At 56.9% G+C, this 20,365-nt stretch carries 24 protein-coding genes; 22 read left to right on the top strand and 2 right to left on the bottom strand.

Going from position 1 to position 20,365, the window contains the following annotated elements:
* Positions 1-25 precede the first annotated feature (25 nt).
* The 19 genes from yihA to D1159_RS06265 all read left to right on the top strand — a co-directional run bounded on the left by yihA (position 26) and on the right by D1159_RS06265 (position 15,598).
* Positions 26-625, top strand: a complete 600-nt coding sequence (gene yihA, locus D1159_RS06355) for a ribosome biogenesis GTP-binding protein YihA/YsxC (RefSeq protein WP_161844842.1) — start codon at positions 26-28, stop codon at positions 623-625.
* Positions 622-1,374 (top strand): fumarylacetoacetate hydrolase family protein, encoded by a 753-nt coding sequence (locus tag D1159_RS06350; protein ID WP_161844841.1) that lies wholly within the window; start codon positions 622-624, stop codon positions 1,372-1,374. Before yihA ends, D1159_RS06350 begins: the two co-directional genes overlap by 4 nt.
* 140 nt (positions 1,375-1,514) lie before the next feature.
* Complete coding sequence (locus D1159_RS06345) at positions 1,515-2,213, top strand: site-2 protease family protein (protein ID WP_347563645.1); 699 nt, start codon at positions 1,515-1,517, stop codon at positions 2,211-2,213.
* A 6-nt stretch (positions 2,214-2,219) separates the two neighbouring features.
* A complete protein-coding gene (locus tag D1159_RS06340; protein ID WP_161844840.1) occupies positions 2,220-2,981 on the top strand; it encodes a segregation/condensation protein A in 762 nt (253 codons plus the stop codon).
* Between the two features lie 56 nt (positions 2,982-3,037).
* Positions 3,038-3,643 carry an SMC-Scp complex subunit ScpB gene (gene scpB, locus D1159_RS06335; protein WP_161844839.1) on the top strand — a complete coding sequence of 202 codons (606 nt, stop codon included), beginning with the start codon at positions 3,038-3,040 and terminating at the stop codon, positions 3,641-3,643.
* On the top strand, positions 3,640-4,314 hold the full coding sequence (locus tag D1159_RS06330; protein ID WP_161844838.1) for a DUF2953 domain-containing protein: 675 nt from the start codon (positions 3,640-3,642) through the stop codon (positions 4,312-4,314). The genes scpB and D1159_RS06330 overlap by 4 nt, the downstream gene beginning before the upstream one ends.
* The gene (gene ytfJ, locus D1159_RS06325) at positions 4,304-4,720 is read left to right on the top strand and encodes a GerW family sporulation protein (RefSeq protein ID WP_161844837.1); all 417 of its coding nucleotides are present in this window, start codon (positions 4,304-4,306) and stop codon (positions 4,718-4,720) included. Before D1159_RS06330 ends, ytfJ begins: the two co-directional genes overlap by 11 nt.
* 69 nt (positions 4,721-4,789) lie before the next feature.
* A complete protein-coding gene (locus D1159_RS06320) occupies positions 4,790-5,935 on the top strand; it encodes a D-alanyl-D-alanine carboxypeptidase family protein (RefSeq protein ID WP_161844836.1) in 1,146 nt (381 codons plus the stop codon).
* Between the two features lie 84 nt (positions 5,936-6,019).
* Positions 6,020-6,721: a pseudouridine synthase gene (locus D1159_RS06315; protein WP_161844835.1), complete on the top strand. Its 702-nt coding sequence runs from the start codon at positions 6,020-6,022 to the stop codon at positions 6,719-6,721.
* Between the two features lie 126 nt (positions 6,722-6,847).
* Positions 6,848-7,720 (top strand): MurR/RpiR family transcriptional regulator, encoded by an 873-nt coding sequence (locus tag D1159_RS06310; RefSeq protein WP_161844834.1) that lies wholly within the window; start codon positions 6,848-6,850, stop codon positions 7,718-7,720.
* 22 nt (positions 7,721-7,742) lie between these two features.
* Positions 7,743-8,984, top strand: a complete 1,242-nt coding sequence (locus D1159_RS06305) for an NAD(P)/FAD-dependent oxidoreductase (RefSeq protein ID WP_161844833.1) — start codon at positions 7,743-7,745, stop codon at positions 8,982-8,984.
* Between the two features lie 19 nt (positions 8,985-9,003).
* Entirely contained in the window at positions 9,004-9,681 is a 678-nt protein-coding gene (gene cmk / locus D1159_RS06300; protein WP_161844832.1) for a (d)CMP kinase, read from the top strand.
* Positions 9,678-10,277, top strand: coding sequence for a lysophospholipid acyltransferase family protein (locus D1159_RS06295; RefSeq protein ID WP_161844831.1), 600 nt, complete (start codon positions 9,678-9,680; stop codon positions 10,275-10,277). Before cmk ends, D1159_RS06295 begins: the two co-directional genes overlap by 4 nt.
* Complete coding sequence (locus tag D1159_RS06290) at positions 10,274-12,226, top strand: bifunctional 4-hydroxy-3-methylbut-2-enyl diphosphate reductase/30S ribosomal protein S1 (protein ID WP_161844830.1); 1,953 nt, start codon at positions 10,274-10,276, stop codon at positions 12,224-12,226. The genes D1159_RS06295 and D1159_RS06290 overlap by 4 nt, the downstream gene beginning before the upstream one ends.
* 174 nt (positions 12,227-12,400) lie before the next feature.
* Entirely contained in the window at positions 12,401-12,877 is a 477-nt protein-coding gene (locus D1159_RS06285; protein ID WP_161844829.1) for a CarD family transcriptional regulator, read from the top strand.
* An 85-nt stretch (positions 12,878-12,962) separates the two neighbouring features.
* The gene (gene ispD, locus D1159_RS06280; RefSeq protein WP_161844828.1) at positions 12,963-13,697 is read left to right on the top strand and encodes a 2-C-methyl-D-erythritol 4-phosphate cytidylyltransferase; all 735 of its coding nucleotides are present in this window, start codon (positions 12,963-12,965) and stop codon (positions 13,695-13,697) included.
* Complete coding sequence (gene ispF, locus D1159_RS06275; protein ID WP_161844827.1) at positions 13,694-14,164, top strand: 2-C-methyl-D-erythritol 2,4-cyclodiphosphate synthase; 471 nt, start codon at positions 13,694-13,696, stop codon at positions 14,162-14,164. Before ispD ends, ispF begins: the two co-directional genes overlap by 4 nt.
* 49 nt (positions 14,165-14,213) lie before the next feature.
* Positions 14,214-14,468 carry a DUF3343 domain-containing protein gene (locus D1159_RS06270; protein ID WP_161844826.1) on the top strand — a complete coding sequence of 85 codons (255 nt, stop codon included), beginning with the start codon at positions 14,214-14,216 and terminating at the stop codon, positions 14,466-14,468.
* Entirely contained in the window at positions 14,465-15,598 is a 1,134-nt protein-coding gene (locus D1159_RS06265; protein ID WP_161844825.1) for an aminotransferase class V-fold PLP-dependent enzyme, read from the top strand. The genes D1159_RS06270 and D1159_RS06265 overlap by 4 nt, the downstream gene beginning before the upstream one ends.
* A gap of 201 nt (positions 15,599-15,799) precedes the next feature.
* Here D1159_RS06265 and D1159_RS06260 read toward each other — a convergent pair whose 3' ends face one another.
* A complete protein-coding gene (locus tag D1159_RS06260) occupies positions 15,800-16,255 on the bottom strand; it encodes a YhcH/YjgK/YiaL family protein (RefSeq protein ID WP_161844824.1) in 456 nt (151 codons plus the stop codon).
* 161 nt (positions 16,256-16,416) lie between these two features.
* On the opposite strand from D1159_RS06260, the gene D1159_RS06255 reads away from it, so the two are divergent.
* The 3 genes from D1159_RS06255 to D1159_RS06245 all read left to right on the top strand — a co-directional run bounded on the left by D1159_RS06255 (position 16,417) and on the right by D1159_RS06245 (position 19,666).
* Positions 16,417-17,151, top strand: a complete 735-nt coding sequence (locus D1159_RS06255; protein ID WP_161844823.1) for an N-acetylmuramoyl-L-alanine amidase — start codon at positions 16,417-16,419, stop codon at positions 17,149-17,151.
* Between the two features lie 24 nt (positions 17,152-17,175).
* Positions 17,176-18,555 carry a DNA repair protein RadA gene (gene radA / locus D1159_RS06250; protein ID WP_161844822.1) on the top strand — a complete coding sequence of 460 codons (1,380 nt, stop codon included), beginning with the start codon at positions 17,176-17,178 and terminating at the stop codon, positions 18,553-18,555.
* A 139-nt stretch (positions 18,556-18,694) separates the two neighbouring features.
* A complete protein-coding gene (locus D1159_RS06245) occupies positions 18,695-19,666 on the top strand; it encodes a tyrosine recombinase XerC (RefSeq protein WP_161844821.1) in 972 nt (323 codons plus the stop codon).
* 33 nt (positions 19,667-19,699) lie between these two features.
* On the opposite strand, the gene D1159_RS06240 is transcribed toward D1159_RS06245, so the two are convergent.
* Positions 19,700-20,200: an amidase domain-containing protein gene (locus tag D1159_RS06240; RefSeq protein ID WP_161844820.1), complete on the bottom strand. Its 501-nt coding sequence runs from the start codon at positions 20,198-20,200 to the stop codon at positions 19,700-19,702.
* Positions 20,201-20,365 lie beyond the last annotated feature (165 nt).

Genomic DNA, 20,365 nt, shown 5'->3' with positions numbered 1-20,365 from the left:
ACATACGGAAAGGGGCGACATCTCTATGCCGCTGAACCTGAATAATGCGGAGTTCATCCGCTCTGCCGCCAAAGCGGCCGATTTCCCCAGAGACCACCTGCCCCAGGTGGTTTTTGCCGGCCGATCCAACGTGGGAAAGTCCTCTGTAATCAATAAACTGCTCAACCGGAAAAATTTTGCCCGGGTGGGCTCCGCGCCAGGGAAGACCACCCATATCAATTACTTTCTCATCGACAAAAAGCTCTATCTGGTGGATCTGCCCGGATACGGCTATGCTAAGGTCTCCCATGCGGAGAAGGCCCGCTGGGGCCGTCTGATTGAGAGCTGGTTCGCCGATTCCTCTCTGATGACCCTGGGTATTCTGATTGTGGACGCCCGGCACAAGCCCACTGCCGACGACTGTACGATGGCTGATTGGTTTAAACACAGCGGCCGCCCCTTTCTTGTGGTGGCCAACAAGCTGGATAAGCTGAAAAAAAGCGAAACAGAGCCTAATTTGGCCCGCATCCGCGATACCCTTGTACTGGAGGAGGAGAGCAGTATCATCCCCTTTTCCGCGGAAAAGGGAGACGGACGGCAGGCACTGCTTGACAGCATCCTGGCTCATCAGGAGGGAATACAGTGAAATATGTTAGAATTCAGCGGGAAGGGGAGCCTGTGTGGGGCGTGGTCCAGGGGGATATCGTTCATACATTGGCAGGCGCCCCCTATGAGCGCATCTGTTACGATGGCAAAACTGCCCCCTTTGAGGGATGTACCTTGCTGGCCCCCTGTGAGCCCAGCAAGATTCTCTGTGTGGGGAAGAACTACTATGACCATGCGGTTGAGATGGGAGAGGGGGTACCAGATCGACCCATTCTCTTCCTCAAGGGACCCAATACCATCAATCATCCAGAAGGGCAGATCCACGCCCCAAACTTTGTCCAGCGTCTGGACTACGAGGGGGAGTTGGCTTTTGTCATCAAACGCCGGGCCAAGGAGATCCAGCCGGAGAAATTTATGGACTACATTTTGGGGTATACCTGCCTCAATGATGTCACCGCCCGGGATGTCCAGAAATCCGACGGACAGTGGAGCCGCGGAAAGGGGATGGACGGCTTTGCGCCGGTGGGTCCCATCGTCACTGATGAGGTGGATGGGGGAGATCTGGCCATTCAGACCCGGCTCAACGGCACTGTAGTGCAGTCCTCCCGCACCTCACGCTTCATGCACAAGATCCCACAGCTTCTGGCCTTTATCACCCAATCCATAACCCTGGAGCCCGGCGATCTGGTCACCACCGGCACTCCTTCCGGCATCGGCCCCATGGCGCCAGGGGATACCGTAGAGGTGGAAATCGAGGGCATTGGCATCCTGCGCAATTATATCGTTTAAGCGGAGAAACCGGAGTCGCAGGGAACATCTGGCGGCTCCGGTTTTCATTGTCCCATTGTCTTGTTTTTTCCGGAAGAATTTGCTATAATCTATGAATAATATGAAATTTTCGCTGCGCCTTGATGGAAGGGGAGCTGGCTGTGGGAGCGTTTGCGGACTTTTTTCAACATCTAGACTGGGACGGTCTGAGCTGGCTGCTGACCCAGGCGCTGGCGGTATTGTTCTGTCTCACCGTACACGAGACCTGCCACGGTTTGGCTGCCTTTGCCCTGGGAGATCCCACTGCCAAACGGCAGCACCGCCTGTCTTTGAATCCCCTGCGGCACCTGGACCCCATCGGTGCGCTGATGATGCTGGTGGCCGGCTTTGGCTGGGCCAAGCCCGTGCCAGTGGACATGCGGTACTTCAAGTACCCCAAGAGCGGTATGGCCGTCACCGCCCTGGCGGGGCCGGTGTCCAACTTTCTGCTGGCCTTTCTGTCCCTGTTTCTCTACCATATTTTCTTCGCCATTCTTGTCTTTTCCTATGCAGGAAACCCATTTTTCTTCTGGATGATGGATTTTTTCCTGGTAACAGGGGTACTGAGCATCAGCCTAGGCCTGTTCAACCTGATTCCCTTTCCGCCTCTGGACGGGTCCAAGGTACTGGGAGCCTTTCTGCCGGATCAGGCCTACTACAAACTTATGCGGTATGAGCGGTTCGGAATGCTGCTTCTGGTGGCGGTATTGGCCACCGACCTTTTGAACCAGCCCCTCTCCACTGCCAGCACAGCCGTCTTTGAGGCTTTTTATCAGGCTGCCGGCATCGGCTTTGATCTGGCCGCGGTGTTTCTGGGGTAGTCTGATATGGATGGACCTATTTATCACCTGGAAAAGGTTGTGAAAGCCAAAGCAGAGGCCAGAGAAGATTTTACCGGTCCCCTGGATTTGATTTTACATCTATTGGGCAAAAATAAGATGGAGATCCGGGACATTCAGATTTCACTGATTTTGGAGCAGTACCTGGCTTGGATGGAGGCCCGAAAAGAGATGGATCTGGAGGTTGCCAGTGAGTTTGTCACCATGGCCGCCCAGCTTGTCTTTATCAAAACCCAGATGTTGCTATCTATTCGGGATGAACAGGCCCTGTCCGAGATGGAGGAGCTCATGGCCCTGCTGGAAGCCCACCAGCGCCATGAGAGCTACACCCAGATTAAGGCCGTTCTGCCAGATCTGGAGCAGGGATATTCCATAGGACAAGATTATCTGGTCAAGCCGCCGGAGCTGCCGGATCAGGCCGCAGAAATTTGCTATGCCCATCAGTCCAGTGAGCTGTACCGGGCGCTGATGCGGGTGCTGGCCGCGAACAGCCGGAAACTGCCGCCTTCTATGGCGGTGTTTCAAAAAATTGTGGGCAGGGAGCCCTACCCCGTGACGGAGAAGGCGGCGGAGATTCTCCAGCTTTTGCTGCGGATGGGGGCCACTCAGTTTTATGTACTCTTTCAGAGCAATCAAAGCCGCTCGGAAGTAGTGGCCACCTTTTTAGCTGTTTTAGAGCTGTGCAAAGCCCATAAGCTGCTGCTCAGCGGCACTCAGGAGGGATGTACAGTTACGCCCTTTTACAGATGATGCGCCGTCAGGGCTGACGGCTTCGGAGGAATTGGGGCAGGAGAGGGTAGGGATCTATGGAGCTGAACGAAATGGAAGCCGCCATTGAGGGAATTCTTTTCGCCGCCGGCGAGCCGGTGGACCTGTCCCGGCTCTGTCTGGCCTTGGATTTGGACCGGGAGCATGTGGAGGCCGCCTGTATCCGGCTGTCAGACAGTTACCGCTATGAGCGCCGGGGGATGCGTCTGGTCCAGATGGGCTGTGCCTACCAGTTGTGCTCCGCGCCGGAGCACGCCTCCGCAATTCGGACAGCCCTTGGAGCCCGCCGCCCTGCCAAACTGTCTCAGAGCGCGTTGGAGGTACTGGCTCTGGTGGCCTACTTTCAACCCATCACCCGGGCCTATATTGACCAAATCCGTGGGGTGGACAGCGCCTATACTGTGGGTTTGCTGGCGGATCGGGGCCTGATTGAGGAGAGCGGCCGTCTGGCTGTACCTGGCCGGCCCATCCAGTACCGGACCACCCAAAGCTTTCTGCGCACCTTTGGTTTGAACGATTTGGGGGATCTCCCCCAGCTGCCTGGCGTCCCATCCGGTGAGCAAGAGGCGGGGCTGGAGCTGGAACACCGTCTGGCCCAGCTGCGGGCCCAGCAAGAGCAGGAGAGAGAGGCGGTGGAGCCGTGAATTGGTTTATTCTGGCGGCGGTGATGACGATTCTCTTTCTGCTGTCCAGAGTGCGCCTGGGCGGCGGCATAAGCTATCGGGAGCGGATCCTTTCCGCCTGGATCCGCATTGGTTTTTTCCGTCTCTCCATTCTGCCCAAGAAAAAGAAGAAAGAAAAACCGATCGAACCGATCGAAGAGAAGAAAAAAGGGAGGGAAGACAGCGGAGAGTCCAAGGAAAAGGAGGGCTTTTTCTCTCGCTTTCCCCCAAAAAAGCTGATCCAGCTGGCTAAAATCTATCTCCCGCTGGTGGGGCGGGCTGCCGGCCGCCTCCGCCGGAAGATTCGCATCGACCGGCTTGTTCTAAACCTCCGCTTTGGCGGCCCCGATCCGGCGGACGCTGTGGAGCACTACGGCTGCGCCAACGGCGCACTGGGCGCCCTCTGGCCCAAGCTGGTCCAGAGCTTTCGGTGGGGCGACTGCCGCATCCATACCCAGGTAGACTTTGATGGTCCCCCCCTGACCGCGGAGGCGGAGCTGGCCCTGTCTATGACGCTGGGGCAGCTGCTCTGCCTCGCCTTCTGGCTGCTGAAGGAGTTGCTGTGCGCCCTGCACGCCACCCGAAAGCTGTCCCGTACCATACATGCTCAAAAATCATCTGACCAGAAAGAGGCGGTAGAACATGGAACATAAAAATACCATTGGCAATTTGATGACCAGCACCATGGAGAAGCTCAAGGAAATGGTGGACAGCGACACTGTGGTGGGCACACCCATCCAAGCGGACGGCGTTACCATTATCCCTGTGTCCAAGGTAAGCGTTGGGTTTGCCTCCGGCGGCAGTGACTTTGCCGCCAAGGTTCAAAGGGGGGACAGCAACAACTCCTTTGGCGGCGGCGGGGGAGCCAGTCTGAAGATCACCCCGGTGTCCTTCCTCATTGTCAAAGGGGACAACGTAAAAATGCTCTACGTAGATCCCCCCGCCGCCACAACTGTAGATCGGGTGGTAGAGATGGTCCCCGAGGTGGTGGACAAGGTCACCGGCTTTATTGAAAAGCAGAAGGAAGACAAGGCCAAGGAAGAGGGAATTGCTTTCTAACCCTCCTTCGTATAGTGTTCCCAAGGGAAGGGCATACTGCTATCATCTTTGCTTTTGAGGTGACGCAGCATGAAGCCTGCCTTTCGGACGTGTGCGATCCTGCTCTGCTTTCTCTGGTTGGTCCCGGCCCAGGCGGCGGGTCCCTCAGTGTCGGCCAAGACCGCGATTTTGATTGATGCAGATTCCGGCCGGGTTCTGTATACCTACAATGCCGGCGAGGAGCGGCCCATTGCCAGCACCACCAAGCTTATGACCGCCCTGGTGGCGGCGGAATCCACCAGCTTGGACAGGGTATTTACCATCCAGCGGGAGTGGACGGGAATTGAGGGCTCCTCCATGTATCTGAAGCCGGGGGAGAAGCTCACTTTGGAGGAATTGCTCTACGGCCTGCTGCTCTCTTCCGGAAATGACGCTGCCCTGGCTATTGCCGGCGGCTGCGCCGGCGACGTGGACACCTTTGTGGAGTGGATGAACCAGTGGGCGGAGGCACTGGGGATGGAGCACACCCATTTCTCCAATCCCAGCGGACTCCAGGACGAGGGAAATTACTCCACCGCCCGAGACATGGCGAAGCTGGCCCAGGCAGTGCTCCAGCGGGAGGATTTACGGGGCATTATCGCCACAAAAAATATCGCAGTTGCCGGGCGAAGCCTGGTCAACCACAACAAGCTGCTCTGGCGCTATGAGGGCTGTATCGGCATGAAGACCGGCTATACCGACGCAGCAGGCCGCACTTTGGTCTCCTGTGCCCAGCGGGACGGTCAGCGCCTGATTGCAGTCACCCTGTCCGACCCGGACGACTGGCGGGATCACGCCGCCCTCTTTGACTATGGGTTTGATACCTACCCAAGCCGGCAGCTGGCCCGGGCGGGAAAGGTATACGGCTCGCTTCCCGTTCAAAACAGCCTGATCCGCTTTGTCCCGGTGGAGATCCACACTGACGTCTTTTATCCCTTGACCCAGGAGGAGCGGGTGAAGGTAAAAGTTACCCTGCCTGACTGTGTCCAGGCCCCAGTACAGCAGGGAGATGTGGCAGGGGAGCTGGTATTCTCTGTGGATGGACGGGAGATTGGACAGACCTATCTGCTCTACGGCGGCTCTGCGGCGGATAACCGCCTAAAATCGGTCAGCCTGTTGGAGAAGGTGCTGGGCCTGCTTCACCGGGGAGAGACACCGGCGCTCTCCTGGTCTATAGAGCAGTTTTTGATTCCGTAGTACACTGCACAAGACAGTTTTTCTGCCGGTGGGCCGCAATTCCGGCCCGATACATATTTGCTGCCAGACGAAGGAGAGAACACTTTGGAAGAGCGGCTGCAAAAATTGCTCTCCGCCGCAGGAGTGGCCTCCCGCCGGACTGCGGAGGGATACATTACGGCTGGGCGGGTGACGGTAAACGGCATTCCGGCCCAGCTCGGGGAGCGGGCGGATCCAACGCGGGATATCATCTGCGTGGACGGCCGGCCCTTGTCTGCCCCGGAGCAGAAGACTTATTTAATGCTGAACAAGCCCCGGGGCTATGTCTCTACGCTCTCGGATGAGCGGGGCCGCCCCACTGTGTCAAAGCTGGTGGAGAGGTGCGGCGTCCGGGTGTGGCCGGTGGGCCGCCTGGACATAGACTCAGAGGGGCTCCTCCTGCTTACCGACGACGGGGAACTGACCCAGCGCCTGATTCACCCCAGCCACGAGGTGGAAAAGGAGTACCATGTCTGGGTGCGGGGAAATGTACAGCAGGGGATTCCCATCTTGAAAGGCCCCCTCTCTCTGGATGGCCGGGCGCTCCATCCAGCCCATGTGGTCCGGCTGGACTGGCAGGGGGAGGGAGGCAGGCTCTCCATTACCATCCACGAGGGACGCAACCGGCAGGTTCGCCGTATGTGTGCTCTGGCCGGGCTTACGGTGACCCGCCTCCAGCGGGTGCGGGAGGGGGAACTCTGCCTGGGAGACCTGCGTCCTGGCCATTGGCGGCGGCTGACGGAGCAGGAAGTGGCCCTGCTCCGGTAGCGCTGGTGCAAATTTTCTATTTTTGCAGGAATTCCGCCCAACCTTGCAGATACTACTTGCAATTCGGCTCGATTCCCGGTATGATAGGGAGTAATTATTACGCTGGATTTCAGGAGGAATTCCCTTATGTCCAAAGATATTCTCTCTGTAATACAGGCTAATATGGGCACTTTTTCCAAGGGTCAGCGGTTAATCGCCCATTTTATTTTGGAATCCTATGACAAAGCGGCTTTTATGACAGCCAGCCGTCTGGGCCGGACCGTCAATGTGAGCGAATCAACAGTCGTCCGGTTTGCTGCTGAGCTGGGATATGACGGATATCCCGCCATGCAGAAGGCCCTGCAAGAAATGATCCGGAATAAGCTCACCTCTATCCAGCGCATCGAGGTCTCTAATGACCGCATCGGCAATCAGGATATTTTGTCTATGGTCATGCAGTCGGATATGGATAAAATCCGCTTAACGCTGGATGAGGTAGACCGGAAGGCTTTTAACCAAGCGGTAAACGCCATTGTACTGGCCCGGCGGATCTATATTTTAGGGGTGCGCTCCGCTACTGCCATTGCCAGCTTTCTGGGCTTCTATTTTAACCTGATTTTTGAAAATGTGGTGCTCATCCACAGCACCTCCGTCAGCGAAGTTTTTGAGCAGATGCTTCGTATCGGTCCAGAGGATGTAATCATCGGAATCAGCTTTCCCAGATACTCCCGCCGTACAGTGAAGGCGATGCAGTTCGCCCGGGACCGGGGGGCCCAGGTGGTGGCGATTACAGACTGCGAAACATCGCCCCTGGCGCTGATTGCCACCCATACTCTGATGGCAAAAAGCGATATGGCCTCCTTTGTGGACTCCCTGGTGGCCCCGCTCAGCCTGGTGAACGCCTTGATTGTGGCCCTGGGCCGCCGGAAGAACAACGATTTATCCGCCACCTTCGGCGCCCTGGAGCAGATCTGGGATGAGTACGAGGTGTATGAAAAGGCGGCATCGGAACATGAATGACGCCGGGAAAGAAGAGAGATAGTTGGCAACGGATATCATTGTAGTGGGCGGCGGCGCGGCGGGAATGATGGCCGCTCTCACCGCTACGGAGCGGGGTTGCTCCGTCCTTCTGGTGGAACGGAACCAGAAGATGGGCCGGAAGCTGTATATCACCGGAAAGGGCCGGTGTAACGTGACTAACGACTGCACTCCGGCGGAGGTGCTGCAAAACATTCCCCGCAACCCGAAATTTCTCACCAGTGCGGTAACGCGTTTTCCGCCGGAGTGGGTAAAAGAATTTTTTGAGGGGCTTGGCGTCCCGTTAAAGACAGAGCGGGGGGGACGTGTCTTTCCCCAGTCCGACCGCGCCGCCGATGTGATTGACGCACTCTATCTGGCACTGCGCAGGCGTCAGGTGCCTATTGTACAGGATCGGGCGGTGGAGCTGCTGACAGAGGACGGGCACATGGTGGGAATCCGCGGAGAACGGGGTGTCTACCAAAGCCGTGCCGTTATTTTGGCCACCGGCGGGGCGTCCTACCCTCTTACCGGATCTACAGGAGACGGATACACCTTGGCCGCCGGGAAAGGGCATACTATTCTGCCTCCGAGCCCCTCCTTAGTCCCTTTGGTGGAGGAGGGGACCCTGTGTCGCCGGATGCAGGGACTATCCCTGCGGAATGTGGCGGTCAAGGTGCGCAACCAGAAGAAAAAGGAGATCTACGCCCAGCAGGGGGAGCTTCTATTTACCCACTTTGGCCTGTCCGGCCCGCTGATTTTAAGCGCCAGCGCCCATATGCGGAACTTTGAGTGGGACCATTACTATATTTTGATTGACTTGAAACCCGCTCTGGACGAGGAGACGCTGGAGCAGCGGCTGCTGCGGGAGTTTGCTGCCTATCCTAATCAGGCGTTTCATAATATATTAGAGCGCCTGCTCCCTAGGCTTATGGTCCCTGTTGCGGCGGAGCTGTCAGATATTCCAAAAGACACGCCGGGCAATTCCATTACAAAGGGACAGCGCCGCCGTCTGCTGGAGCTGCTGAAGGGATTCCGGGTGGATATTGCCGGCCCCCGGCCCATAGAGGAGGCCATTATCACCGCCGGCGGCGTAAAGGTATCAGAGGTGGATCCCCATACGATGATGTCGAAATGCTGTCCAGGGCTCTATCTGGCGGGGGAGCTGTTAGACTTAGACGCCTACACTGGCGGTTTTAACCTCCAGATCGCCTGGTCAACCGGACGGGCCGCTGGGGAGGGCGCGGCCCAATCCGTTCTGGAATAAGGGGAAGGAGCAATTTGACGTGGGATTTAAAAGTATTGCCATTGACGGACCTTCTGGAGCCGGGAAGAGTACCCTGGCCCGGCGGCTGGCCGCACATATGGGGTATCTGTACGTAGATACAGGGGCAATTTACCGGACATTAGGGCTGGCCGCCCTACGGCGCGGTATTTCTCCTGAAGAAAAGGACGCCGTCGTTGGGCTGCTGAAGCAAATTGATATCGATTTGCGCTATGGGGAAGATGGTCTTCAGCATATGTACCTGGACGGAGAGGATGTCACCCAAGAGATCCGACGGCCCCAAGTATCCCAGGCTGCCTCCGCTGTGTCAGCCATTGCGGATGTGCGGGCCTTTTTGATGGATATGCAGCGAGATCTGGCCTGCCGCCACAATGTGATTATGGATGGCAGGGACATCGGTACTGTGGTCCTCCCTGACGCCGACGTAAAAATATTCCTCACCGCAAGCGCCCAGGCCCGGGCCCAGCGCCGGCATCGGGAGCTGCTGGAGCGGGGAGAGCAAGTGGAGTTTGACACCGTTCTGGCGGACATCCAGGCCAGAGACAAGCGGGACACCGAGCGGTCTGCAGCCCCTCTTCGTCAAGCGGCAGACGCGGTTGCGGTGGACACCACGGAAAATACATTGGAGGAGAGTGTTCAACGCCTGTTGGATGTGGTCAAGACGGGGGTGGGTCTGTGAAATACTGGTATGCCTTTGTCTACTGTGTGGCCTGGCCCTTCTTTAATTTGGTTCACCCGCAAAAAGTGATCGGACGGGAACATATTCCCGACGGTGCGGCAATGATTTGCTGCAACCACACCGCGCTGACGGATCCCCTGTTTCTTGCCTTTGCTTTCCGTCTGAAAAACCAGCTGCGGCCAATGGCTAAGGCGGAGTTGCTGCGGGTTCCCTTCATCGGCTGGCTTCTGGGCAAAGCTGGTGTTTTCGCCGTAGAGCGGGGGAAGAGTGATATCGGCGCGGTGAAGCTGGCTATGAAATACCTGCGTAGCGGGGAAAAGGTGCTCCTCTTTCCTGAGGGCACCAGGGTACGGGAGCGGTTTGGTGAAGTCAGTCAGCCAAAATCCGGTGCTGCTATGCTGGCCGTGCGGACCGGAGTACCCATTCTGCCCTGCTATGTGCCGGAGCGCAAGCCCTGGTTTCGCAGAACTACCGTGGTAATTGGAACGCCGTTTATCCCCACAGTGGCCACCAGAAAGGGCTCGCAGGAGGAGTATGAGGCCATCACTGCGGATGTTATGGGGCGGATTCGCCATCTTGGGGAGCAGGCTGTATGAAAGTGACCCTTGCCAAATCAGCCGGCTTTTGCTATGGGGTAGAGCGGGCGGTGCGTCTGGCGGAGGAGGCTGCGGTCTCTGGGGTACCCTGCGTCATGCTGGGGCAGATCATCCATAACAGCAGCGTGATTGCCCGCCTGGAGGACATGGGGGTAAACACGATCCGCTGTCCGGAACAGGCACCCAGAGGTGCGCGGGTCATCATCCGCTCCCATGGGGAGAGCAGGGCGGTCTATGATGCCCTGCGGGCCAGCGGCGCGGAGCTGATAGACGCTACTTGTCCCAATGTCTCCCGCATCCACCGGATTGTAGCCCAGGCGGAAGAGGAGGGACGGCAGCCCGTTATCATCGGCGCATCGGACCACCCAGAGGTGGCCGCCATCGCGGGTTGGTGCCGTCATCCTGTTGTCCTGGAAGGGCCGGAGGCCCTGGAGGACTGGTTGGACAGCTGCCCAGATATGGCACAATTACCCATTACAATGGTGTCGCAAACCACATCTACCCAGGACAAGTGGAATTTGTGCGTAGAAAAAGCAAAAAAACAGTGTACAAATTTAAAAATTTTTGATACAATATGTAATGCTACGTGTAAGCGGCAAAGTGAGGCGCAAGAATTGGCGGCCCAAAATGACGCAATGATTGTCATTGGAGGCCGCAGCAGCTCCAATACTAGGCGCCTTGCAGAGCTTTGCGCAGCCCTCTGCCCCACCGTTGTGTGGATTGAGCGGGGCGAGGAACTGGAACCTTCCAACCTGTACGGGAAGGCTTCTATAGGAATCACCGCAGGTGCGTCTACACCTGGGTGGATTATAAAGGAGGTCTATGACAAAATGAGCACAGAAAATATGGAGATCGAGGAATCCTTTGCTGAAATGCTGGAGAAATCGATCAAGACTTTAAATACAGGGGAGAAGGTTACCGGCGTCGTCACTGGCATCACACCGACTGAGATCTACGTCGACCTGGGTACAAAGCACGCCGGTTACATACCGGTGTCTGAACTGACAGATGATCCCACTGTAAAGGTTGAGGACTTGGTGAAGGTCGGCGACGAGATCGAGACCTACGTCATGCGCGTCAACGACCAGGAGGGCGTTGTTACCCTGTCCAAGAAGCGCCTGGATACCGTCAAGAGCTGGGACGATATCGAGCAGGCCAAGGAGGATCACACCATTGTAGAGGGTGTGGTCACCGAGGAGAACAAGGGCGGCGTTGTGGTCAGCATCAAGGGTGTGCGTGTATTCGTGCCTGCCTCCCAGACTGGCCTGCCCCGGGATGCCGCCATGACCGAGTTGGTTAAGCAGCATGTCCGCCTGCGCATTACCGAGGTCAACCGTGCCCGCCGCCGTGTGGTGGGTTCCATCCGCGCTGTCGCCGCAGAGGAGCGTGCCGAGAAAGCCGCCAAGGTCTGGGAGGAGATTGAGGATGGAAAGCGCTATACCGGCGTTGTCAAGTCCCTGACCTCCTACGGCGCTTTCGTGGACATCGGCGGCGTGGACGGCATGGTCCACATCTCCGAGCTGTCCTGGAGCCGCATCAAGCACCCCTCCGAGGTGGTAAAGGTAGGCGACACCGTGGAGGTGTATGTTATCGCCGCCGACAAGGACAAGAAGAAGATCTCCCTGGGTATGAAGGATCGCTCCGAAGATCCCTGGTCCAAATTTACCTCTACCTATGACGTGGGTTCCGTCGCTAACGTGAAGGTGGTTAAACTGATGACCTTCGGTGCCTTTGCCGAGATTGTCCCTGGTGTGGACGGCCTGATTCATATCTCCCAGATCGCTGATCACCGCATTGAGAAGCCCGGCGATGTCCTGTCTGAGGGTCAGATGGTGGATGTGAAGATCACCGACATCGACTTTGAGCATAAGAAAATCTCTCTGTCCATCCGCGCTCTGCTGGAGGAGTCCGGCAGCGATGAGGACTATGAGGACAGCTTCGCCGAGTAAGAACCTGCGTTTACCGCCGCTGTCAAACAGCTCACTTTGTAAAGAAGTGAGCTGTTTTTCTTATTTTCTCTTCGTAACTTGAAGTTTTGCTTGCAAATTCTAGAAAATTCAGCTATAATACTTAATGTAATAAGAAGTGGAAATGCGATTAAGGGCCATCAGGAGGTGGGAAACTTGTTTCATGTCGGGGATAAGATCGTCCATCCAATGCACGGAGCTGGTGTAGTAGACGGCATCGTTCAAAAAAAAGTCAACGGCGTACTGAGGGAATATTATATCCTAAAATTACCTGTCGGCGGAATGTTGGTGATGATTCCAACGCACAACTGCGAGGAAATCGGAGTGCGGCCGGTAATCCATGGGGAAGAGGCAGACCGTATTATTGAGGCCATCCCCGGTATTGAGGTGGAGATGGACGCCAACTGGAACCGCCGTTATCGGGAGAACATGCTGCGGCTGAAAAGCGGTGATCTGCTGGAAGTCGCCCGGGTTGTCAAGGGCTTGGTCCTCCGGGACGGACAGCGTGGCCTGTCTACTGGGGAGCGAAAAATGCTCCACTCCGCCAAGCAGATTCTGATTTCTGAGATCGTACTTTCCCAGGACTCTGATTACGAGGCAGTGGAGGCCCGCATCAATCGTGTGCTCACATAATAGAATTCAAGCAGACACGCTGAGAGAGGGAGCCTTCGGGCTCCTTTCTGTCATGTACATATAAAAGAGACATACGGAGGTTTCTATGGCTGACTGGTTCCAGCGGCTCTTCCGCCGCAAGAAGACACAGGATCCCTTTTGCACTGCAGTTGTCCCTGCGGCTGGCTGTGCCGCCCGAATGGAGGGCGTAGATAAAATTACCTATCCTTTGAGGGACGTCCCGATTCTGCTCCACACGCTGAGCGCATTGGACGCCTGTCCCAGAATTCATGAGATCGTAGTGGTCACCCGGGCAGATCTCATTGTCCCGATCGGCCAGCTGTGCCGGGAGGCCTGTCTTTCCAAGGTGGCCCGCATTGTGGTGGGCGGCGCCAGCCGGACAGAGTCCGTACTGGCCGGTATCCGCGCCGCCAGTGAAGAGGCAGCCTTGATTGCCATCCATGACGGAGCCCGGCCGCTGGTGAGCCAGGCGGTACTGGACGAAGTCATCTATGCGGGAGAGCGGTGCGGCGCGGCGGCGCCTGCGGTCCCGGTTAAGGACACCATTAAACAGGCGGAGAATGGGATTGTCACCGCTACCCCGGATCGCGCTCAGCTTTTCGCGGTGCAGACCCCCCAGGTGTTTGAGGCGTCGCTGATCCGGGGCGCCCTGGTAAAGGCGCTGGAGGATGGTGTCACATTGACTGACGATTGTGCCGCGGTGGAGCGCTTGGGCATGAAGGTAACTCTTACCGCCGGAGCGCCGATCAACCTGAAAATCACCACGCCGGAGGATCTGGCTGTCGCGGAAGCGCTGTTGTACTGGAGGGACCGTACATGAGAATTGGCCACGGATATGATGTTCACCGGCTGACACAAGGCCGTAAACTAATCTTAGGAGGCGTACACATCCCCTATGAACAGGGGCTGCTGGGCCATTCCGACGCGGATGTGCTCACCCATGCGGTGATGGACGCGCTGTTGGGTGGGGCAGGACTGTGGGACATCGGCCATGCCTTTCCCGATACAGACCCAGCCTATGAGGGCGCGGACAGCCTCGTGCTTCTGGACAAGGTAATGAAGATGCTGGATCAGAAGGGGTATTATGTGGGAAATGTTGACGCCACTATTTTAGCCCAGAGACCAAAGCTGGCCCCGTACATCCCCCATATGAGGGAAAATCTGGCGGAACGAATGGGGGTTACCCTGGATCGTGTCAACATAAAGGCCACTACGGAGGAGGGCCTTGGCTTTACCGGTTCCGGCGAGGGTATAGCCGCTCATGCGGTGGCTCTGTTAGAGGAGTAACCCCGGCGTTCCTTTCCGCATATTCTAATGCGAGAGGAGCGTTTCAATCATGGTCTATTATCTTATCGTCTGCCGTTCCCTGACCTACGCCCAACGGACGGCATCCGCGCTGGAGCGTATGGGGATTGCCGCCCATATCCTCCGTTCCCCAAAAGAGATCGCGCAAGAGGGCTGCGGATACTCGGTCAAGGTCTCCGAACGAAACCTGACCAACGCCCTCATGGTTTTGGCCCGGGTCCAGCTGAGCCCCAAACGGGTGTTTATCATGTCCAGTGATGGCAGCTATAAAGAGGTGCAGCTATGATCTATCTGGACAGCGCGGCCACCACGCTGCAAAAGCCGCCTGCTGTGGCCCAAGCGTCGGCCAACGCCATTCGGACCTTGGCCAGTCCCGGCCGCGGCGGCCACCCAGCCGCCGCCAGAGCGGCCAACACTGCGTTTGCGTGCCGCTCCCTGGCAGCAGAGCTCTTTAAGGTGGAAAACCCAGAACAGGTGATCTTCACTTCAAACGCCACTCATGGACTGAATATCGCAATAAAAACGCTGGTTCACTCCGGTGACCGGGTGGTCATATCCGGCTATGAGCACAATGCAGTGACCCGTCCGCTGGTGACTCTGGGCGCCAATATTTTGGTAGCTCAGGCGCCTTTGTTTCAGCCGCAGGCGATGCTGGCCCAGTTTGATCGGGCGATTACACCAGACACAAAGGCGGTCATCTGTACCCATGTGTCCAATGTCTTTGGCTATGTTCTTCCTGTGAGAGAGATCGCCGGGCTCTGCCGCCAGAGAGAGGTGCCGTTTGTGCTGGACGCCTCTCAATCTGCGGGAATTCTCCCTGTCTCTATGCAGGAGCTGGAGGCGGACTTTATCGCCATGCCTGGCCACAAGGGCCTCTACGGCCCTCAGGGGACTGGGCTGCTGCTGTGCGGCAGGGAAGAGGTGAGTACTGTGCTGGAAGGCGGTACTGGAAGTATCTCCGCCAAAACGGAGATGCCGGATTTTCTGCCGGATCGTCTGGAGGCCGGTACCCACAACATGCCTGGTGTTGCCGGGCTTTTAGAGGGCCTGCGCTTTGTTCAAAGGACCGGGCTGGAACGGATCCGGCGCCACGAGTGGGAGCTGCTCCGCACCGCCGCAGGGAAACTGGCCGCCTGTCCCGGCGTGACCGCCTTCTGGGAGCCGGCAGGGAAGTGCCAGGCCGGAGTGCTCTCCTTCCAAATCGCGGACATGGACTGCGAGACGGCAGGGGAGGCCCTGGCCAGCCAGGGGATTGCGGTGCGCTCCGGTCTGCACTGTGCGCCTCTGGCTCACCGCACCGCTGGCACCTTTGATTCCGGCACAATCCGCGCCAGCTTTTCCGCCTTTAACCGCCGGACTGATGCCATGCAGCTGATAAAAGCTGTATCTCAGCTTGCACGTAGCCATGCCAGCTGAGATTAAAACCTGATAAAAAGCTTTTCACGCTTTTTATCAGGTTTTTTATAAGTATAAGATAGAATAACGCGCATATATATGCACTGTCAGCACGCAAAGCGCGCGGGATTTCGAATAGCTCTCTTTATTTGAATCAGTATAAGACAAAAAGATGAGTCCACCGGAAGAAAATCTTTGGTGAACTCATCTTTCAGACAGGCACTAATTTAATTTGACCTTTACCACCAGCCGGGTGACCGGTTCCGGTGTGCCGCTGGCCACCCTGGGAGCGTGGAGATCCTGGGGCCAAACAATGTAAAAGTTCCCCGCCCGTACGGTGATGGTGTCCCAATCCCCGTTCCAAAAGCCAATGTCCTTTTCCGGGTCAAAGGGTACCGTCACGGGGACAGTGCCCTCCAGGGCGTAACCGACACACTCCTGACCGTTGAGTACATACTGGATGTCCGCGTAATTCCTGTGTCCCTCCAGCTGGCTCTCCGCTCGGGGAAGCGTGTCCACCTTGAAGAGGGTGGCAAAGACATTATTGCCATCAATCACCACCTTTTCTCCCGGTTTCATCTGGGTCGGATCTGCCTGTGCCATCCACTCCAGCGCCTTTTGAAAGCGCGGCCCCAGACCGTAGTACAGCGGGGCATTTTCAATGCGATCAAATACCATGGTGATCGACCTCCTTGTGAGTACTGTCTCTATCCTACCCTGAATCCAGCTGTAAGGCAAGGGAAAAATTGTTGTTTTGGTCTTCTCCCTATGCTATAATTTCAAAAGACCGCATAGCGCCCTCGCCGCCGTCATAGGATGCGGAGAGGGAGGGATGAGGAATGACCTGGAAAAAGGCAGTGGGAAAATTCACCTGCGGAGGATTGGCGGTTCTGACCGTCCTGCTGTGCCGGTTTTGGGCCTGGCCCGGACAGGTGCAGACGGTGTTTGCGCCTGTCCGGGGGGGTATGGCCACCTGGATCATTGACGCTGGACATGGCGGGGAAGATGGGGGAGCGGTCTCCCTCACCGGTGCGCCGGAGAGTGAGATTAACCTGGCCATCGCCCGGCGGCTGGATCAGCTTTTGGGCTTCTGCGGCGCCTGCCCTGTGCTGCTGCGGGAGGCGGATATCTCCCTCCACGATCCGTCCGCCCAGACCCTGCGGGAGAAAAAGGTCTCCGATCTCCACAACCGGGCGGCGGCTGTGGAGGGAACAGAGCACGCCGTGCTGATCAGCATTCATCAGAATTCCTACCCCAATGGAAAGTATCACGGCGCCCAAGTGTTCTATGCCAACGGCGCCCTGAGCCAGCCCCTAGCACAGCACACCCAGGAATTACTGCGGGACTGCCTGGAGCCCGGCAACCAGCGCACGGCCAAGCCCATTGGAGAGAATGTCTATCTGATGAACCACATCTCCTGTCCCGCCATTTTGGTGGAGTGCGGTTTTTTGACCAACCAGGAAGAGGAGGCCAAGCTGCGCACAGAGGCATATCAGACCCAGCTGGCCGCTGTGCTGGCCGGTGCGATCCTCACCGCGCCGGAAGCGTCCATGGGCAGTACGTCCATCCTATAACAAAAGAGACCATAGGAGCTGTAAATGAAGTCAAAAACACTGTTTTACTGTACAGACTGCGGCAATGAGCTGCCAAAATGGGCAGGGCAGTGCCCCGCCTGTCATGCATGGAATACCATTGTAGAGCGCCCGGCAGAATCCCCTAAAAAGCGGAGCCTATCAGGCAGCGGGGCGGTGGTGAGTCCCTCCCGGGGGCTGGGCTGCCGCCGGCCCCGGCTGATGGACGAGGTAGAGACCACCCACGAGCTCCGCTTCGCCACCGGAATGAACGAGTTGGACCGGGTTCTGGGCGGGGGAGCGGTAAAGGGATCTCTGGTTCTGGTAGGCGGCGCCCCCGGCATTGGAAAATCCACCCTAATGCTTCAGATCTGTGACAATCTGTGCCGGTTTTCTACTGTTTTATATGTATCGGGAGAGGAATCAGAGCGGCAGATTAAACTGCGGGCGGAACGGCTGCACATCCGCAGCCAAGGCCTGTATCTGCTCTCCGAGACCAGCCTGGAGGACATTGTGGAGTCGGTCAATGAGCTGAAGCCGGACATTCTCATTGTGGACTCCATTCAGACGCTGTACAACAGCGACTTGGCCACCGCGCCAGGCAGCGTGGGGCAGGTCAAGGATTGCACTATGGCTCTGATGCAGCTGGCCAAGGGGCAGGGGATTACTGTTTTTGTTATTGGCCATGTAAATAAAGAGGGGTCTATCGCCGGGCCAAAGGTGCTGGAGCATATGGTGGACTGCGTGCTCTATTTCGAAGGGGAGCAGCAGCTGTCCTTCCGCATATTGCGGGCAGCAAAAAACCGGTTTGGCGCCACCAATGAGATTGGCGTTTTTGAGATGGCGGACGATGGGCTGGCGGAGGTACCCAATCCCTCCGAAATGCTGCTGGCCGGACGGCCCCAGGACACTCCTGGCACCTGTGTCACCTGCGTGATGGAGGGGGTGCGGCCCGTTCTAGCGGAAGTCCAGGCCCTGCTGACGCCCACCAGCTTCAATATGCCCCGGAGGAACTCCAACGGCTTTGATTTCAACCGGGCTATGCTGCTGTTGGCGGTGCTGGAAAAGCGGGGCGGCCTGATGGTGGGCACCTGTGACGCCTACATCAACGTAATCGGCGGCTTGAACCTGGACGAGCCCGCCGCCGATCTGGCTATGATTATGGCTTTGGCGTCCAGCTTTCGGGATCGGCCCATCCCAAACGATCTGGCTGCTGTAGGCGAAGTTGGGCTCACCGGCGAACTGCGGGCGGTGAATGCCCTGGGCCAGCGGCTCAGCGAGGTACGGCGGATGGGTTTCAGCAAATGTCTCATCCCAGCCCGAAGCAGCGGAAAGCTGACACAGCCCGACGGTTTGCAGCTCATCCGGGTCAAAAATATCCGGGAAGCGCTGGCAGCGATCCTATAGAGAGGGAGGTGAATCGGGGCGCTGTATCAACTCAACAAAATGAAAATTTTGTTGAGTTGAGTGGAGGCAAAAACCAGTTTTTTCGTAAAATAGCCCGCCAGGCTATTTTTGGGCCTTTCAGACAGCCCCGACAACAACATTGGATTATCGGACGGAAGCTTCTGCTTTAATTCGCGATTTTTTAACCTACCACCGTACCATACAGGGACACTCCATCAAAACTGTAGGCGAATATTTTCTGGACCTGCGGACCTTTTTCCGGTTCATCAAGCTGGAAAAAGGCTGCGTTCCCCGGACGGTGGAATTTGACGAGATTCCCATCAGCGATGTGGATCTCCAGCTGGCCGGATCTGTGACGCTGACAGATGTATACGCCTTTATGGACTACCTGGATCGGGACCGCAGTCTGAACGCCCGATCTCGTGCCCGGAAAGTCGCCACCATCCGCTCCTTCTACAAATATCTTACAACAAAAGCCAAGCTGCTTACAGAAAATCCCATTCAGGATCTGGACTCCCCGCGAATGAAAAAGGCGCTGCCCCGTTACTTGGATTTAGACCAGAGTATTCATCTTCTGGAGAGCGTTGACGAGCCTAACCGCACCCGGGATTATTGTATTCTAACCCTCTTCCTTAACTGTGGTATGCGAATTTCTGAGCTGGTTTCCCTCAATCTCTCAGACATACACGAAAATCAGCTGCGAGTGCTGGGCAAGGGTAATAAAGAGCGTGTCCTCTTCCTGAACGACGCCTGCCGCCAGGCCCTGGACGACTGGCTAGAGGAGCGAAGTCACTCTGGCGCCGCAGATCCTAACGCACTCTTTATCACCCGGCGGCATACGCGCATGACCAAAGATGCCGTCCACTACATGGTCAAGCAACGGCTGAAAAAGGCCGGTTTGGACAGCACACTTTACTCCAGCCACAAGCTCCGCCACACAGCCGCCACGCTGATGCTTCAAAACGGCGTGGATGTCCGTACTCTTCAGGAGGTGCTGGGCCACGACAATCTGAATACCACCCAAATTTATACCCATGTAGACAACGAAAACCTACGGGTGGCCGCGCAGGCCAACCCGCTGGGAAAGATAAGGAAGAAAAAGGGATCCTGAGAAACATGCCGCCCCCTTCCCTGCTCCCCGCCGCTATTCCTTCCGCACACCTAAGATGTGCAGAAAGCGAATTTCTTCAAAGGGGTAGCTGGCCAGAACCCGATAGTCCGCATCGGCGGAGTGTGCGGCCACTAAAGTGTTCCACAACGTGGGCCGCCGCCCTACAGCGACTACCACCGGCGTGTGGCTGAACCGGTTTTTATCTAGTTTAAGCTGGACAAAGTCGCCCGGCCGCAGGGCTGCAAGCTTTGTCTCCTCTCCAAAGGGCCCTACGCTCTCCTCCTTGCGAAGAAGAAAATTTCGGAAATACTCCACTCCTGTCCAGGCCGGGGCTTTCTGATTCGGCGTATAGTAATACCAGCCAAAGGTGGGGGTATCATTCATCACTTTTGATCCCGCATATAGACACTGAGACACATAGTTAGTACAGTCCCCGCCAAGGCCGTCATAATTGTAGTACTGCGGATTTCGGCTATAGGCCCACCGGTGGGCGTAGGCCACCGCCGCCCTGCGGTTATATGGAACGACAGTCATATTCCCTTCCCTCCTACTCATATACCAGTCTATGCGGCGGGAGGGCACCGGTTACACAGCGGCAAAAAGGAGAGGGTCTCCCCTCTCCTTTCAGCTTGTCGAAAAGCGGCCTGCCAGGAAAAAGTTCTGGCAGGCCGCAAAGCATAAAGATACATAAGGGCAGCA

It is taken from the genome of Pseudoflavonifractor sp. 524-17, from assembly GCF_009935845.1.
GTDB lineage: Bacteria > Bacillota > Clostridia > Oscillospirales > Oscillospiraceae > Pseudoflavonifractor_A.
The sequence above is the reverse complement of the archived record's forward strand: the minus strand, read 5'-3'. Positions and strand labels throughout refer to the sequence as shown.

Bases quoted from the DNA above. Each gene is read 5' to 3' on its own strand.
- yihA (WP_161844842.1), top strand. From the start codon at position 26: ATGCCGCTGAACCTGAATAATGCGGAGTTCATCCGCTCTGCCGCCAAA.
- D1159_RS06340 (WP_161844840.1), top strand. From the start codon at position 2,220: ATGGATGGACCTATTTATCACCTGGAAAAGGTTGTGAAAGCCAAAGCA.
- scpB (WP_161844839.1), top strand. From the start codon at position 3,038: ATGGAGCTGAACGAAATGGAAGCCGCCATTGAGGGAATTCTTTTCGCC.
- ytfJ (WP_161844837.1), top strand. From the start codon at position 4,304: ATGGAACATAAAAATACCATTGGCAATTTGATGACCAGCACCATGGAG.
- D1159_RS06320 (WP_161844836.1), top strand. From the start codon at position 4,790: ATGAAGCCTGCCTTTCGGACGTGTGCGATCCTGCTCTGCTTTCTCTGG.
- D1159_RS06310 (WP_161844834.1), top strand. From the start codon at position 6,848: ATGTCCAAAGATATTCTCTCTGTAATACAGGCTAATATGGGCACTTTT.
- D1159_RS06290 (WP_161844830.1), top strand. From the start codon at position 10,274: ATGAAAGTGACCCTTGCCAAATCAGCCGGCTTTTGCTATGGGGTAGAG.
- ispD (WP_161844828.1), top strand. From the start codon at position 12,963: ATGGCTGACTGGTTCCAGCGGCTCTTCCGCCGCAAGAAGACACAGGAT.
- ispF (WP_161844827.1), top strand. From the start codon at position 13,694: ATGAGAATTGGCCACGGATATGATGTTCACCGGCTGACACAAGGCCGT.
- D1159_RS06270 (WP_161844826.1), top strand. From the start codon at position 14,214: ATGGTCTATTATCTTATCGTCTGCCGTTCCCTGACCTACGCCCAACGG.
- D1159_RS06265 (WP_161844825.1), top strand. From the start codon at position 14,465: ATGATCTATCTGGACAGCGCGGCCACCACGCTGCAAAAGCCGCCTGCT.
- D1159_RS06260 (WP_161844824.1), bottom strand. From the start codon at position 16,255: ATGGTATTTGATCGCATTGAAAATGCCCCGCTGTACTACGGTCTGGGG.
- D1159_RS06255 (WP_161844823.1), top strand. From the start codon at position 16,417: ATGACCTGGAAAAAGGCAGTGGGAAAATTCACCTGCGGAGGATTGGCG.
- radA (WP_161844822.1), top strand. From the start codon at position 17,176: ATGAAGTCAAAAACACTGTTTTACTGTACAGACTGCGGCAATGAGCTG.
- D1159_RS06240 (WP_161844820.1), bottom strand. From the start codon at position 20,200: ATGACTGTCGTTCCATATAACCGCAGGGCGGCGGTGGCCTACGCCCAC.